The 15,429-nt window shown below is 76.6% G+C and carries 13 protein-coding genes; 8 read left to right on the forward strand and 5 right to left on the reverse strand.

Annotated features, from left to right (window positions below; translation table 11 throughout):
* Positions 1-94: 94 nt before the first annotated feature.
* From panC to ACIQVD_RS20985, 4 genes are all read right to left on the reverse strand, one after another.
* Positions 95-1,000 (reverse strand): pantoate--beta-alanine ligase, encoded by a 906-nt coding sequence (gene panC / locus ACIQVD_RS20970; protein ID WP_400687505.1) that lies wholly within the window; start codon positions 998-1,000, stop codon positions 95-97.
* Positions 1,000-1,914, reverse strand: a complete 915-nt coding sequence (locus ACIQVD_RS20975; RefSeq protein WP_100837695.1) for a DUF2520 domain-containing protein — start codon at positions 1,912-1,914, stop codon at positions 1,000-1,002. The genes panC and ACIQVD_RS20975 overlap by 1 nt, the downstream gene beginning before the upstream one ends.
* A gap of 117 nt (positions 1,915-2,031) precedes the next feature.
* Positions 2,032-2,721 carry a response regulator transcription factor gene (locus tag ACIQVD_RS20980; RefSeq protein ID WP_100837696.1) on the reverse strand — a complete coding sequence of 230 codons (690 nt, stop codon included), beginning with the start codon at positions 2,719-2,721 and terminating at the stop codon, positions 2,032-2,034.
* 33 nt (positions 2,722-2,754) lie between these two features.
* Entirely contained in the window at positions 2,755-3,966 is a 1,212-nt protein-coding gene (locus ACIQVD_RS20985; protein ID WP_400687500.1) for a sensor histidine kinase, read from the reverse strand.
* Positions 3,967-4,071: 105 nt separating this feature from the next.
* On the opposite strand from ACIQVD_RS20985, the gene ACIQVD_RS20990 reads away from it, so the two are divergent.
* The gene (locus ACIQVD_RS20990) at positions 4,072-5,076 is read left to right on the forward strand and encodes an SAM-dependent methyltransferase (RefSeq protein WP_402291083.1); all 1,005 of its coding nucleotides are present in this window, start codon (positions 4,072-4,074) and stop codon (positions 5,074-5,076) included.
* A gap of 15 nt (positions 5,077-5,091) precedes the next feature.
* Positions 5,092-6,255 carry an NADH-quinone oxidoreductase subunit D gene (locus ACIQVD_RS20995; RefSeq protein WP_400687496.1) on the forward strand — a complete coding sequence of 388 codons (1,164 nt, stop codon included), beginning with the start codon at positions 5,092-5,094 and terminating at the stop codon, positions 6,253-6,255.
* Positions 6,256-6,286: 31 nt separating this feature from the next.
* Here ACIQVD_RS20995 and ACIQVD_RS21000 read toward each other — a convergent pair whose 3' ends face one another.
* Positions 6,287-7,177 carry a hypothetical protein gene (locus ACIQVD_RS21000; protein ID WP_402291085.1) on the reverse strand — a complete coding sequence of 297 codons (891 nt, stop codon included), beginning with the start codon at positions 7,175-7,177 and terminating at the stop codon, positions 6,287-6,289.
* A 221-nt stretch (positions 7,178-7,398) separates the two neighbouring features.
* On the opposite strand from ACIQVD_RS21000, the gene ACIQVD_RS21005 reads away from it, so the two are divergent.
* From ACIQVD_RS21005 to ACIQVD_RS21030, 6 genes are all read left to right on the forward strand, one after another.
* Entirely contained in the window at positions 7,399-7,743 is a 345-nt protein-coding gene (locus tag ACIQVD_RS21005) for a WXG100 family type VII secretion target (protein ID WP_400687492.1), read from the forward strand.
* A 65-nt stretch (positions 7,744-7,808) separates the two neighbouring features.
* Positions 7,809-11,078 (forward strand): toxin glutamine deamidase domain-containing protein, encoded by a 3,270-nt coding sequence (locus ACIQVD_RS21010; RefSeq protein WP_402291087.1) that lies wholly within the window; start codon positions 7,809-7,811, stop codon positions 11,076-11,078.
* Positions 11,075-12,352, forward strand: coding sequence for an SUKH-4 family immunity protein (locus ACIQVD_RS21015; protein WP_402291089.1), 1,278 nt, complete (start codon positions 11,075-11,077; stop codon positions 12,350-12,352). Before ACIQVD_RS21010 ends, ACIQVD_RS21015 begins: the two co-directional genes overlap by 4 nt.
* A gap of 73 nt (positions 12,353-12,425) precedes the next feature.
* Positions 12,426-13,379 carry an exopolyphosphatase gene (locus ACIQVD_RS21020; RefSeq protein WP_100837704.1) on the forward strand — a complete coding sequence of 318 codons (954 nt, stop codon included), beginning with the start codon at positions 12,426-12,428 and terminating at the stop codon, positions 13,377-13,379.
* 266 nt (positions 13,380-13,645) lie between these two features.
* Entirely contained in the window at positions 13,646-14,473 is an 828-nt protein-coding gene (locus ACIQVD_RS21025; RefSeq protein ID WP_402291269.1) for a sugar phosphate isomerase/epimerase family protein, read from the forward strand.
* A gap of 61 nt (positions 14,474-14,534) precedes the next feature.
* Positions 14,535-15,314, forward strand: a complete 780-nt coding sequence (locus ACIQVD_RS21030; RefSeq protein WP_400687484.1) for a class I SAM-dependent methyltransferase — start codon at positions 14,535-14,537, stop codon at positions 15,312-15,314.
* The last annotated feature ends 115 nt before the right edge of the window (positions 15,315-15,429 follow it).

Consider the following 15,429-nt stretch of genomic DNA (forward strand, 5'->3'; position numbering starts at 1 on the left):
GTCACGCCTCCTGTGAGTGCATGCCTGGTGGTGCCTACCGGTGGTGGACGGGACGGCCGGGCCCTCGGGGGGCCGGCCGCCCCGGGTGTCCGGGCTAGCGGACGATGACGCTCACGTTGTCGATCAGCCGGGTCGAGCCGACCCGGGCCGCGACGGCGAGCACCGCCTCGCCCCGGAAGTCGTCCGGCGCCTCGGTGAAGGACAGCGGATCGACCAGGGCGAGGTAGTCGGGGGAGACGCCGTCCGCGCCCTCCAGCACGGCGGCGGCCGCCTCGCGGACGGCCTTCGGGCCCTGCGCGCCGGCGTCCCGGCCGGCGAACAGGGCGCGGGAGAGGGCGAGCGCCCGGGTGCGCTCCTCCTCGGAGAGGAAGCGGTTGCGGGAGGACAGCGCCAGGCCGTCCTCCTCGCGGACGGTCGGGACGCCGACCACCTCCACGTCGAAGTCCAGGTCGGCGACCATCCGGCGGACGATCGCCAGCTGCTGGGCGTCCTTCTCGCCGAACACCGCGAAGTCCGGGTCGGTGATGTGCAGCAGCTTGGCGACCACGGTCAGCATCCCGTCGAAGTGCCCCGGGCGGGACGCGCCCTCGAAGCCCTCGCCCATCGGGCCGGCCGAGAGCCGCACCAGCGGCTCGCCGTTCGGGTACACCTCGTCCACGGACGGGGCGAACACCACGTCCGCGCCCGCCTCCTCGGCGAGCGCGAGGTCCGCGTCCAGGGTGCGCGGGTAGCGGTCCAGGTCCTCGCCGGCGCCGAACTGCAGCGGGTTCACGAAGACCGTCACCGCGACCCGGCCGTCCCGGCCGACCTGGCGGCGGGCCTCCCGCACCAGCGCCGCGTGGCCCGCGTGCAGCGCGCCCATGGTCATCACCACGGCGTTGTCCACCGGCTGCTCGTCCGGCCAGAACGCGGCCTCGAACTCCTCCACGGTGCGGGTCAGCACCGCCGTGCGGGCCTTCGCCGCCTTCGGGGCCTTCGCCGGGCGCCTGTCGCGTGCCATCAGTGCTTCTCCTCGTTCAGTACGTCCAGCAGCGCCGCCGCCGGCTCCGGCTTCAACGTGCCGTTGGCCACCGCGCGCTGGGCGGTCGCCCGCGCCATCGCCCGGTACGCCTGGCCGATGTCCGGGGTCACCGTAGCGAGTCGGTCCAGGTGCGTGCGCACCGTCCCGACGTCACCGCGGGCCACCGGGCCGGTCAGCGCGAGGTCGCCCGAGCGCAGGGCGTTGTCCAGGGCCGCGCCCAGCAGCGGGCCGAGCATCTGACCGGGTTCCTGGACGCCCGCCGTGCGCAGCAGCTCCATCGCCTGCGCGACCAGCGTCACCAGGTGGTTCGCGCCGTGCGCGAGCGCCGTGTGGTAGAGCGGCCGGACCTCCTCGGGGATCCAGGACGGCTCGCCGCCCATCTCCACCACCAGGGCCTCGGCGACCGGGCGCAGCTCCTCCGGGGCGGTCACCCCGAACGGGCAGCCGGCCAGCCGGGCCACGTCCACCGAGGTGCCGGTGAAGGTCATCGCGGGGTGCAGCGCCAGCGGCAGCGCGCCCGCCCGGGCGGCGGGCTCCAGCACGGCCACGCCGTGCGCGCCCGAGGTGTGCACGAGCAGCTGGCCCGGGCGGACCGCGCCGGTCGCGGCCAGGCCCTGCACGAGACCGGGCAGGGCGTCGTCCGGGACGGTCAGCAGCACCAGGTCCGCGGCGGCCGTCACCTGCGGGGGCGCGACCAGCCGCACCCCCGGCAGCAGGGCCTCGGCCCGGCGGCGGGACGCGGCGGAGACGCCGGACGCGGCGACCACGCGGTGGCCGGCGAGCTGCAGGGCGGCGCCCAGGGCGGGGCCGACGCGGCCGGCGCCGAGAACGCCCACGGTGAGTCGGGCGGGGCGGTTACCGGGGTCGGAGGGGTCTCCGAAGTCGGGCAGCACTCTTCCGTTCCAGTCCTCTAGGGGTACCAGACGTACCGGTCAATGGTACGGGGGTTTCCGGCCCGCCCACCCGTGCGCCCGGTCCGGGGGCGCGCGGGCCGGGGCGGCGGCTCCCCGTCAGGGGGTCTCGCCGGCTCGGACGAGGCCGTTCTCGTAGGCGAGGACGACGGCCTGGACGCGGTCGCGGAGGCCGAGTTTGGCGAGGATGCGGCCGACGTGGGTCTTGACGGTGGCTTCGGAGAGGACCAGGCGGGCGGCGATCTCGCCGTTGGAGAGGCCCTGGGCGACCAGCAGGAAGACCTCGCGCTCGCGGTCGGTGAGCGGGCCGAGCAGGGGGGAGCCGGGGGTGCCGGCGGGGGTGGGGAGGACCTCGGCGAAGCGGTCGATCATGCGGCGGGTGGTGGTGGGGGCGACCACCGCGTCGCCGCCGTGCACGGAGCGGATCGCGGCGACCAGCTCGGTGGGCGGGACGTCCTTGAGCAGGAAGCCGGAGGCGCCGGCCTTGAGCGCGGCGAAGGCGTACTCGTCCAGGTCGAAGGTGGTGAGGATGAGGACCCGGGGGGCGCCCTCGATCGGGGTGCCGTGCTCGTCGAGGCAGATCCGGCGGGTGGCCTGGACGCCGTCGAGCCGGGGCATCCGGACGTCCATCAGGATCACGTCGACCTCGGCGGTGCGCAGCACGTCGACGGCCTGCTGGCCGTCGCCCGCCTCGGCGGCGATCTCGATGTCGCCCTGTGACTGCAGGACCATCCGGAAGCCGGTGCGCAGCAGTTCCTGGTCGTCGACCAGCATGACGCGGATCGGCATCGCTCGGGTCTCCTTACATGGGGGGCGGGTGGGTCAGGCGGAGGCTTTGAGCGGCAGGACGGCCCGGATCCGGAAGCCGCCGCCGGGCCGGGGCCCGACGTCCAGGCTGCCGCTGACCATACCGACGCGTTCGCGCATGCCGATCAGGCCGTGGCCGAGCCCGTCGGTGCCGCCGGAGAGCTGTTCGCGGGTGGAGCCGCGGCCGTCGTCCTCGACCAGGACCTCCAGGTCGCCGTCCCGGAAGTCGACGGCGACCCGGGCCCGGGCGTCCGGCCCGCCGTGCTTGCGGACGTTGGTGAGCGCCTCCTGGACGATCCGGTAGACCGTCAGCTCCAGGCCGCGGGGCAGTTCGCGGACCTGGCCGGTGGCGGCGAACTCGACCGGCAGGCCGGCCGTGCGGACCTGCTCCAGCAGGTCGGGCAGCTCCTCGACGCCGGGCTGCGGCACGTACTCGCCGGCCGTGTCGGCGGTGCGCAGCACCCCGAGCAGGCGGCGCATCTCGGCGAGGGCCTGGCGGCCGGTGGACGCGATGGTGCCGAGCGCCTCCTTGGCCTGCTGCGGGGAGGAGTCCATCACGTAGGCGGCGCCGTCGGCCTGCACGATCATCACCGAGACGTTGTGCGCGACCACGTCGTGCAGCTCGCGGGCGATCCGGGCGCGCTCGGCGGCGACCGCGACCTGGGCCTGGGCGTCGCGCTCGCGCTCCAGCCGGGCGGCCCGGTCCTCCAGCTCGACCAGGTAGGCGCGGCGGACCCGGGTGAGCCGGCCCCAGGCCCAGCACAGCACGAACGGGGTGGTCATCAGGACGGCCAGGAACACCGCCGCGTAGCCGCTCTGGCGCTGCTCCGCGGGCGTCAGCCGCCACAGCGTCAGCGGACCGGCCGCCAGGCTGGCCGCCAGCGCCAGCCGGGACGTCCAGGCGTGGCCGAACGCGGCGCCGGTGTAGCCGAACACCAGGTAGGCGACGCTCGACACGTTGGGGTCGATCCCGAACGCGACCTGGCCGAGGCCGAGCGCGACGGCCGCCGCGGTGGTGGCGTCCGGCCGGCGGCGGCGCACCACCATCAGGGCGGGCAGCAGGACGGCGACCGCGACGCCGGTGTAGTGCTTCCAGGAGGGCAGCGGGTCGTCCGGCATGCCGGACGACTCGACCGCGGCGAGCACGCCGAGCATCAGGACGAGCAGTGCCCAGCCGGAGTCGACGACCACGGGATGTCGGCGGAGCCAGGCGTTGAGTCGATGCACGTCTCCAGCGTAGGGAGTCCGCGGGGCCGTTCTGCTCCGCCGCGAGGTCGATCCGGGGCTACTCCCCAGGGTGGAGGCGGATCCGCCCCGGTAACGTCGCCCACCATGACATGGATGCGGTGGCGGCCCGCGATCGAACACGCCCTGTACCGGCCCGACGGCGGCTTCTACCGCAGGCCGGAGGGCCCGGCCGGGCACTTCCGCACCTCGGTGCACGCCTCCGCGCGCTTCGCCGCCGCCGTCGCCCGCCTGCTGGCGGGGGTCGACGCGGCGCTCGGCCGGCCGGAGCGGCTGGCCTTCGTCGACGTCGGCGCCGGCCGCGGCGAACTCACCCTCGCGGTGCGCGACCTGCTCCCCGCCGGGCTGCGCGGACGGGTGAACCTCCGGGCCGTCGAGCTGGCCGACCGCCCGGCCGGCCTGCCCGCCGAGATCGGCTGGTCCGCCGAGCCGCCCGCCGGCGTCCGGGGCCTGCTGTTCGCCAACGAGTGGCTGGACAACGTCCCGCTGGAGGTGGCCGAGCGCGGCGCGGACGGGCGGCTGCGCTACGTCGAGGTCGCGCCGGACGGGGCGGAGCGGCCCGGCGGGCCGGTGGACCCGCAGGACGCGGCCTGGGCCGGGCGCTGGTGGCCGGACGGGGAGCGGGTCGAGCTCGGCGGCCCGCGGGACGCCGCCTGGGCCGCGGCCGTCGGCACCCTGGAGCGGGGCCTGGCGGTGGCCGTCGACTACGGGCACCTGCGGGCGGCCCGGCCGCCGTTCGGCACCCTGACCGGCTTCCGGGACGGCCGCGAGTGCGCCCCCGTCCCCGACGGCTCCCGCGACCTGACCGCGCACGTCGCGCTCGACGCGGCGGCGGTCGCCGGGCACCCGGTGCTGCTCACCACCCAGCGCGAGGCGCTGCGCGCGCTGGGCGTCAGCGGCGCCCGCCCGCCGCTGGCGCTGGCGGGCAGCGACCCGGCGGCCTACCTGCGCGCCCTCGGCGGGGCGGGCGAGGCCGCCGAGCTCACCGACCCGGGCGGGCTCGGCGCGTTCCACTGGCTGGTCCAGGCCGTCCGGATGCCGGTACCGGACGACCTCGCGGGCCTGCCGGGATGGCAGACTCTCCCCTCGTAGAAGGAGGCGACGGCCATGACGGAGACCACGGTCGGCATCGGCCCGGGCGCGCAGACGCTCCCCGGCGACGGCGGCAGCACCGACATGGTGCTCAACATCGGCCCGCAGCACCCGTCCACGCACGGCGTGCTCCGCCTGAAGCTGGTGCTCGACGGGGAGCGGATCGTCTCCGCCGAGCCGGTGATCGGCTACATGCACCGCGGCGCGGAGAAGCTCTTCGAGGCCCGCGACTACCGGCAGATCATCATGCTGGCCAACCGGCACGACTGGCTGTCCGCGTTCGCCAACGAGCTGGGCGTGGTGCTGGCCGTCGAGCGGATGCTCGGCATGGAGGTCCCCGAGCGGGCGGTCTGGCTGCGGACGCTGCTGGCCGAGCTCAACCGCGTCCTCAACCACCTGATGTTCCTCGGCTCCTACCCGCTGGAACTGGGCGGCATCACCCCGATCTTCCACTCCTTCAACGGCCGCGAGGAGCTCCAGCACGTCCTGGAGGAGGCCTCCGGCGGCCGGATGCACTACATGTTCAACCGGGTCGGCGGCCTCAAGGAGGACCTCCCGGCCGGCTGGCTCGGCCGGGTCCGGCGCGCGGTCGGCGTGGTGCGCGGGCAGCTGCCGGTCTTCGAGGACCTGGTGCTCGGCAACGAGATCTTCCGCGGCCGCACGGCGGGCGTCGGCGTCCTCTCCCGCGCGCACGTGCACGCGTACGGCGTCAGCGGGCCGATCGCCCGGGCCAGCGGCGTCGACTTCGACCTGCGCCGCGACGAGCCCTACCTCGCCTACGGGGAGCTGCGGGACGTCCTGAGGGTGGCCGTCCGGGAGGAGGGCGACTGCCTGGCCCGGTTCGAGTGCCTGCTGGAGCAGACCGCCAACTCCCTCGACCTCGCCGACGCGTGCCTCGACCGGCTGGCCGACCTGCCGGCCGGGCCGGTCAACCTGCGGCTGCCCAAGGTGCTCAAGGCGCCGGAGGGCGAGACGTACGCCTGGACCGAGAACCCGCTCGGCCTGAACGGGTACTACCTGGTCTCGCGCGGCGAGAAGACGCCGTGGCGGCTCAAGCTGCGCTCGGCGTCCTTCAACAACGTCCAGGCGCTGACCGAGCTGCTGCCGGGGACGCTGGTGGCGGACATGGTGGCGATCCTGGGGTCGATGTTCTTCGTGGTCGGCGACATCGACAAGTGAGCGGGCCCCGGCGGGGGCCCGCTCCCGGGCGCTACTGGTCCGCGGGGTGCGGGGCCAGCCGGGTGTCGTGGGCCTCGCAGAGGGCGACGAGCTGGTCGTACGCGGCCCGGCCCATGAGCTCGGTGAGCTCGGGGCGGTAGGAGACGTAGACCGGGTCGGGCGCGCGGTGGGCCTCGGGGGAGCCGGTGCACCACCAGTGCAGGTCGTGGCCGCCGGGGCCCCAGCCGCGGCGGTCGTACTCGCCGATGGAGACCTGGAGGTAGCGGGTGTCGTCGGGCCGGTCGATCCAGTCGTAGGTGCGGCGCACCGGCAGCTGCCAGCAGACGTCGGGCTTGGTCTCCAGCGGTTCGAGGCCCTCGCGCAGGGCCAGGACGTGCAGGGCGCAGCCGGCGCCGCCGGGGAAGCCGGGGCTGTTGAGGAAGAGGCAGGCCCCGTTGACCCGGCGGGTCTGGCGGTCGCCGTCCTCGTCGAACATGGTGATGCCGCCGTCGCGGCGGATCCGGCCCCTGGCGTCGGTGCCCTCGGCGTGGTGCTCCCAGATGTCGGGGGTGAGCCGGGCGGCGTGCCCGGCGACGCGCTGCTCGTCGTCCTCGTCGGAGTAGTGGGCGCCGAGGGTGCAGCAGCCGTCGGAGGCGCCGCGGCCGGGCTGGATGCCGTGGCAGCCCTTGCCGAAGATGCAGCCCCAGCGGGAGGTGAGCCAGGTGAGGTCGCAGCGGAACACCTGGTCCTCGTCGGCGGGGTCGGTGAACTCGACCCAGGCGCGCGGGAAGTCGAGGGCGACCTCGCGGACGGTGGGCATCGCCAGGTCGACGGCGGGGCCCTTGGCCTTGGCGGCCTTGGCGGCCCTGGCGGTCTTCGCCGGCTCGTCGGCCTTGGCGGGCTTCTTGGTCTTCTTGTTCTTGGTGCTGTCAGCTGGTGCCACCCGGCAAGGGTATGGCCTGGGCGGGACGGGCCGGGGTCGCGGCGCCGCGGCTTTGCCGGGGGTTCGTCCGAGTTGGGGTGGTTCCGGGGGTTTCGGGCGGCCGGGGAAGGTGAAACGGCTGTGAAAAGGGCCGCCGGCCGGTCGGCGCGGGCGGAGTGTGGTCCTAGGATGGCTCAGCCGATAGGTCGGGCGCACGGGCGCCCTTGCACGGGGGAGTGCAGATGGGCGACGAGGTCGTCATCCGGTCGTGGGAACTCCACGGCGAGGGACGTGAGTTCGAGAAGATCTCGGACGAGTTCGGTAACGCGGCGAAGCAGCTGGAGAGCGGCCTGGCGGCGCTGGGCGCGCCGTGGGGCGAGGACGAACCGGGGCAGCCGTTCGGCACCGCGTACGGCGAGGCCCGGGAGGGCGCGCTGGCCGGGCTGCAGGGGCTGTCGGAGCGGCTGGGCCGGATCGGGCGCGGGCTGCACACGATGGCGGACACCACCGACCGCACCGACCAGGAGATCAGCGCGGACTTCGACGCGCCCTCGCTGAACCACCCGACCGCAACCGGCCGGGCCTGAACCGGAGTCAGTCCACCTGGCGGGCCGCCGCGCGCGCCGAGCCGTACCACCCGAAGGGGGAGCACGTGTCCAGGAACCTGCCGGAGGAACTCGCCCCCGCGCTGGCGCGGACCGGCCACGCGTGGCCGCAGGCGGACGAGGACGGGCTGCGCCGGGCGGCCGGCCTGTGGCGCGAGTTCGGGTCGGACGCGGACGCCCTGGTGGCCCGCGGCGCGGCCTCCGTGCAGCGGGTGTCGGGGGAGAACAAGGGCCGCGCGGTGGACGCCTTCGCCGACCACTGGCGGCAGTTCAGCGGCGGCGGGCGCGGCCAGCTGGACGACGCCGCGGCGGCGGCCGGGCTGGTGGCCGCCGCGCTGGACAAGGCGGCCGGGGTGGCCGACCAGGTGAAGGCCGACATCATCGCGGTGCTCACCGAGCTGACCGAGAAGATCCGGGCGGCCGACGCGGCCGAGGCCAAGGCCAAGGCGGACATCGCGCAGGCCGGCAAGGAGGCCGCCACCGGACTGGGCGGGCTGGTGACCGGCACGATCGGCGCGGCCGTCGGCGCGGTCAAGGAGCTGGCCGCCGAGGCCGAGGAGCTGGCCGCGGTCGAGCACGCCAAGTCGAGGATCGGCCAGCTGCTGGAGCGGCTCGGCCGGGACATGGGCGAGGCCGCCAGGTCGCTGGCCAAGGAGCCGCCCCTGGTCGCGCTGGAGCGGATCGCCCAGACCGACGGCCGGGGCCTGCACGGCGAACTGCGCGAGACCTCGATGGCGGCCCGCTCCGGGAAGGTCACCGGGGCGCTGGCGCGGGCCGGGGTGGCCCGCTCGGTCGAGGTGGCCGCCGTCGCGGGCCTGCACGCCGAGGTCAAGGCCGACGGCACGGTGCGCACCGACCGGCACGGCAACCCGGTGCTGGTCGGCGAGGACGGGCAGCGGGTCAAGGGCGTGGACGGCCTGACGGTCACCCAGGGCCCGGACGGCACCCAGCAGTTGGTCGACGCCAACGGCACCCCGGTCACCGGCGTGGCGATGGGCGAGGACGGCAAGCCGCTGCTCGGCGGCAACGGCAAGCCGCTGCTGGTGGGCCTGGGCGGCGCGCTGGTCGGCACCGGCATCACGCTGGCGCTCGGCCTGAACGGCAAGCCCCAACTCGGCGACGACGGCCACCCGGTGATGCTGGACGCCGACGGCACCCAGGTCGCCGGCCTGGTCGCCGACCCGGACGGCCACCTGCTGACCGGCCACGACGGCCACCCGGTCACCGTGGACGCCTCCGGCCGGGCGGCCGGCCCGGGCGGACAGGTGATCCAGTTCGGCGCGGACGGCCGCCCGCTGGACCTGCTCGGCCCCGACGGGCAGCCGGTCAGCGTGATGGACGGCCAGCAGCCGGGCGGCCCGTTCCAGAACGACCTGCCGCACGCCCACGGCCACGGCGGCCCGGACGGGCACGGCACCTGGGCCGGCGACGGCACCGGGCCCGGCACGGGCCCGGGCCCCGGGCACGGCGGCCCGCTCGGCCCGCTCGGCCCCGGCCACGGCGGCCTGCTGACCGACCTGGCCGGCACCGTCACCGAACCGGTGTCGGCGGTGACCCAGAGCGCGCTCGGCGACCCGGGCGGTCACCCGCAGTCCGGCCCGGCCGACAGCGGCGGCTACCGCGGCCACCAGAGCACCGGCTACCAGGGCGGTTCGCACAACGTCTCCTACGGCAGCCCCACGGCACCCGCCTACAGCGGACCGACCGTCAGCACCCCGTCCGGCGGCGGTTCGTACGGCGGCGGTGGCGGCTCGTACGGCGGTGGCTCGTACGGCGGCGGCTCGTACGGCGGCGGCGGCCACAGCGTGCCGGACCTGCCGGTGTCGGTGCACGTCGACTCGGTGGCCGCGCCGCCCGCGCCGAGCGCCCCGCCGGTGGTGAGCGGCGGCGACATCTGGTCGTCCGGCGGCGGGGGCGGCGGCGGTCACCGCCTCGCCGACCCCGGGCCGTCCTCCGGCGGGTCGGGCCCGTCCGGCGGCTCCTCGTTCCAGCTCGGCCCGGTCGGCGGCGGTACGGCCGCCCCGGTCGGCGGCGGCATCCCGACGGGCGGGCCGGTGGCGACCGGCCCGGTGGCCGGTGCGGGCCCGATCGGCGGACCGGTCGGCGCGGTGCCCGGCGGCGCGGCGGCGGTGCCCGGTGCCCCGGGGGCCCCCGGCGCGGCCGGTGTCCCGGGCGCGCCCGCGGCGGGCCCGGTGGGCGGCGCGGTCGGCGCTCCCGGCCAGGTCGGCGCGGTCGGCACCCCCGGTGCCCCCGGCGCGGCGGGCGGCGGGGCCGCGGTGATCGGCGTCGGCCAGCAGCCGGTCGGCGGACGCCCGGTGACCGGCGTCCCGGTGCCGCCCGCGGGCGGCGGCGGGATCGGCCAGCACGCGTCCGGCACCCCGGCCCGCGGCTACGAGCCGCTGGTGGACACCCGGCGCCAGGCCGGTACGGACGAGCAGGGCCTGCCGGTGAACCCCGGACAGGCGTCCGCGGCCTGGCTGGTGATCGCCAACGGCCGCCACCCCGGCGCCGTCGCCCCGCGACCGGCCGGCGAGCGCGAGCGGACCCTCGCCGACAGCCGCCCGTACGGCCTGCCCGGCGGGCTGGGCCCGGTCGACCCGGCGCACCAGGCCGAGGCGGTGCGCCGCACCCCGGTGCCCGCGCCGGACCCGATGGTCGGCGAGTGGACCGAGGTGCTCAACGGCGGCGGCCCCGCCGAGAGCGGGCGCGCCAACAACTGCGTGGACGTGTCGCTGTCCGCCGTGGACACCCTCGGCGGCGTCCCGACCTGCGCCGCGCCCCGGCTGCCCGACGGCCCGGCCGGCGAGCGCGGCGGCCGCGACCGCGCCGAGCTCGAACTCGGCACCCGCTTCCTCGACCTCGGCGACGGCACCGAGGCCCACGGCAAGCTAGGCCGGGCCCTGCTCGCCCACGGCACCGGCACCCGGGCGGTGCTGCTCACCGTCGACGCGTTCGGCCGCTCGCACACCTGGAACGCCGTCAACCACAAGGGCGTCCTCAGCTACCTGGACCACCAGACCGGCTACGCCGGGCCCACCCCGCTCTACCCGGCCGACCACGGCCTGTGGGCGATCGCGGTGGACGCCGCCGACCGGCCGATCGACCTGACCGCGCCGCTGCCGGCCACCGTCGCCGTCCCGGAGCGCGCCCCCGAGCGCGCCCCGGAGCCGGCCCTGGTCGGCGCGGCCGGTGCGGCCGGTGCGGAGGACGGTGCCGCCGCCGGGGCCGCTGACGACACCGCCCCCGCCGCGGCGCCCGCCCCGCCGCGCTCCCGGCTCACCATCCACCGCACCACCACCGGGAGCACCAGCCGATGATCACCCGCGAGCAGGCCCTCGCCACCGCCCACCGCTGGGTCAACGGCGACCTCCCGCAGGAGGGTTCACGGCCTGTCAGGTGCCACGAGTTCGACCTCGGCTGGGTGCTCTGGCCCGAGCCCGCGCCGGTCCTCACCGACCCGCTGACCGGCGCCCGCCGGGCCCCCGAGGAGATCGGCGCGGCCTGCGCCGTGGTCGACCGGGTCACCGGCGAACTCGTGGTCTACCCGTCCGTCCCGGTGCCGGTGGTCGAGCAGCTGCACCGCGACCGGCTCGGCGCCGGCAGCCACCATCCGGCGCTGCCGCCGGTCACCGGCCCGGGCACCCGGGCCACCCTGACCTACCGGGACGACCGGGACGAGCTGCGCTCGCTGACCGTCCACTCCGCGCACGGCCGCCCGCACCCCGCGCTGCGGGCCCGCCGCCAGCTCGCCGAGCAGGGCGTCCCGGCCGAGAACCTGGTCGCGCTCCGCACCGACCTGCGCCTGTCGATGCTCCCCGGCGGCTACTTCGAGCAGGCCGTCACCGAGCAACTGCCGGGCGTCCGGCTGGAGTTCGAGCAGCCGTACGGGCCGCGCCACGACCACCGGGCGGTGGCCGTGCGGGCCCTGGTGGCCCGGGCCCGCAGCGGCTACAACCGGGTGCCGTTCCCGCCCGCGGTGCCGCCCGCCCAGCCCGAGGACGAGACCGGCCTGGGCAAGCGGCTGGCCGCCCTGTTCGGCGAGGACGGCACCCGCCGCTTCGAGCAGGCCGAGGTGCTCGCCGCCGACCTGCCCGAGGCCGTCGGCCGCCCGCTGCGGCGCACCGGGCTGCCGCGCGAGGTCCCCGGCTTCTTCACCCTGTACCTGCCGGAGGCCGACGGCATCGCCGGGCCGGCCGCCCCGCCGCTGCCCGACCTCGCCGAGCTGCTGGCCGCGCGCGGCCGGGGCCGCCGGGCCACCGCCGCCGCCCGGGCCGCGCTGCTCGGCCAGCGCGTGATCGGCACCGACGGCTGGGCGCTGCTCACCGTCGACACCGCCCAGGGACGGGTCCGCGCCGTCGACCCCGACACCGGCGAGGCCCGCTACTGCAACGCCGACCTGACCGCCTTCACCCGCTGCCTGGCGCTGCTCGCCGAACGCCGCCCCCGGCTGCTCGACCTGCCCCCCGAGCAGGCCGGCCCGGCCGTCGCCGAGTTCCAGTGGGCGCTGGCCGCCCTGGACCGCACCGCGCTGCGCGACCCGGAGAACTGGTGGGCGGTCATCGTCGAGCAGCTCTGGGACGGGATGCTGTGACCCCGGTGGTACCGCCGGCGGTGTCCCCGCCGGTATCCCTGGCGGTCACCGGTTTGGGCTAGGTTGGGCGGTCATGCGACTCGGTGTGCTCGACGTAGGCTCCAACACCGTCCACTTCCTCGTGGTGGACGCCCACCCCGGCGCGGCCCCGCTGCCCGCCTACTCCCACAAGGCCGAACTCCGCCTCGCCGAGCTGCTGGAGGAGGACGGGGCGATCAGCGGGACGGGGGTCGAGCGCCTGGTCTCCATGGTCGCCTCCTCGCTGCGGGTGGCCGAGGACAAGGGCGTGGTCGACCTGCTGCCGTTCGCCACCTCGGCGGTCCGGGAGGCCGCCAACGGCGAGGAGGTGCTGCGCCGGGTCGAGGACGAGACCGGCGTCGCGCTCAACGTGCTCTCCGGGCAGGACGAGGCCCGGCTGACCTTCCTCGCCGTCCGCCGCTGGTTCGGCTGGTCCTCCGGCCGGCTGCTCAACCTGGACATCGGCGGCGGCTCGCTGGAGATCGCCTGCGGCATCGACGAGCAGCCCGCCGTCGCCACCTCCCTGCCGCTCGGCGCCGGCCGCCTCACCTCCCGGCTGCCCGGCGAGGTCGCCGACCCGGGCGACCTGCGCGAACTGCGGCGGCACATCCGGGCCGAGATCGCCGGCGCGGTCGGCGACATCGCCCGGCTCGGGCCGCCCGACCACGCGGTGGCCACCTCCAAGACCTTCAAGCAGCTCGCCCGGATGACCGGCGCCGCCCCCGAGGGCGCGGGCGTCCGGGTCCCCCGCCGGCTCACCCGCGCCGGCCTCTCCGCCTGGCTGCCCCGGCTCGCCGCGATGACGCCCGCCGAGCGGGCCCAGATCCCCGGCGTCTCGGCCGGCCGGGCCCGCCAGCTGCTGGCCGGCGCGCTGGTCGCCGACGCGGCGATGGACCTCTTCGGCCTGGAGGAGCTGGACATCTGCCCGTGGGCCCTGCGCGAGGGCATCATCCTGCGGCGGCTGGACACGATGGACGGACCCGAGCACCGGATCGCCGTCGGGGCCTGACCGGACGGCGCGGGCCCCGCGCGGCGGCGCGGCTCGCCGCCCTGCGCCGCGGGCCCCCGCGCGGGCCCGGCCGGCCGCGTGGTCCCCCGCGTCCCCGTCCGCGCTCCCGGCAGGGCGGTTCTCCCCGAGCCCCTGGTTTTCCCGGGGCGTGACCTAGTCTGGTCTGCGTGGCGGATGCAACGGGCGGTCGGAGGACGAGGCGCGGCCCGCTGCCGTCCAAGGCGGCCCGGGCCGCCCGGGCGGCGCGGCGCAAGCTGGACCGGCCGGTGCTGCCGGCCCCGCACCCGGCGCTGCACGTGCCCGACACGAAGGTCGCGCTGTCGACCGCGTCGGTGTACCCGTCGACCACCGAGACGGCCTTCGAGCTGGCCGCCCGGCTGGGGTACGACGGCGTCGAGGTGATGGTCTGGAACGACCCGGTGAGCCAGGACGTGGAGGCGCTGCGGCGGCTCTCCGACCGGCACGGGGTGCCGATCCTCGCGGTGCACGCGCCGTGCCTGCTGATCACCCAGCGGGTGTGGAGCACCGACCCGTGGACCAAGCTGGTGCGGGCCCGGAAGGCGGCCGAGCGGCTGGGCGCGGACACCGTGGTGGTGCACCCGCCGTTCCGCTGGCAGCGGCAGTACGCCAAGGACTTCGTGGCCGGGATCGGCCGGATGGCGGGGGAGACCGACGTCCGGTTCGCGGTGGAGAACATGTACCCGTGGCGCTACCGGGACCGCGAGGTGCTGGCGTACGCGCCGGGCTGGGACGTCACGGACGAGGAGTACCGGCACTTCACCGTCGACCTCTCGCACGCCGCGACCTCCCGCACGGACGCCCTCGAACTGGTCGACCGGATGGGCGACCGGCTGGCCCACGTGCACCTGGCGGACGGCTCGGGCTCCGGCAAGGACGAGCACCTGATCCCCGGACGCGGCAAGCAGCCCTGCGCGGAGCTGCTGGAGCGCCTGGCCCGCACCGGCTTCGACGGGCACGTGGTGCTGGAGGTCAACACCCGCAAGGCGGGCGGCCCCGCCGAGCGGGAGGCCGACCTGGCCGAGGCGCTGGCCTTCACCCGGCTGCACCTGGCGACGGCGCGGCCGGCCGACTGACACGTCCTCCGTCGGCGAACCCCCGCCACCGCGCGGGGCGTTCGCGCCTAGAGTCGGACCCGTGACGGAACAGGGGAACCCGCCGGTGTACGACACCGCGGCGCACGCCAACTCCTTCGGCCCGGTGGCCGCCCAGTACCAGGCCGCCCGGCCGTCCTACCCGGACGCGCTCTTCGACGAGCTGGAGCGGCTGGCCGGCCGCCCGCTGGCCGGGGCCGAGGTGCTGGACGTCGGCGCGGGCACCGGCATCGCCACCCGGCTGCTGGCCGGACGCGGAGCCCGGGTGGTCGCGGTCGAGCCGAGCGAGGGGATGGCCGCGGTGCTGCGCGAGCTGAGCCCGGGCGTCCCGGTGGTGAAGGCGGTGGGTGACGAACTCCCGTTCCACGACGCCTCGGTGGACCTGGTGACGTACGCCCAGGCGTTCCACTGGACCGACCCGGCGCGCTCGATCCCGGAGGCGCTGCGGGTGCTGCGCCCGGGCGGGTCGCTGGCGGTGTGGTGGAACGTCAAGGACTTCGAGGTGCCCTGGCTGGCGGCCCAGCAGGAGCGGCTGGCGGCGGCCCTGCCCACGTACGACCACCACAGCGGGGTGAACGCCAGGCCGGAGAAGTTGACGGGATCGGGCCTGGAGGTGCGCTCCGCGCGGCTGCGCTGGGAGCGGACCGTCCCGGTGGAGCAGGTGATCGACGACCTGACCTCCCGCTCGTACTTCGCGGTGCTGGAGCCGGAGCGGCGGGCCCCGGTGCTGGCCGCCGAGCGGGCGGCGCTGCTCGCCGAGTTCCCGGACGGGCAGGTCACCGAGCCGTACCGGCTGGACGCCTTCGTGCTGCCGAAGCCGTAGCGTCCGGGGCCGCGGAGGCCGCCCGCGCTGACCGCATCGCGGACACCGGGTCCGGGAACGGCCGGTGCGGGCGTAGGCTCGACAGCCCCCGAGAGTCTCCTGAAGGAGCGGCAAC

Origin of the sequence: Kitasatospora sp. NPDC090308 (genome assembly GCF_044769485.1) — a bacterium.
GTDB lineage: Bacteria > Actinomycetota > Actinomycetes > Streptomycetales > Streptomycetaceae > Kitasatospora > Kitasatospora fiedleri.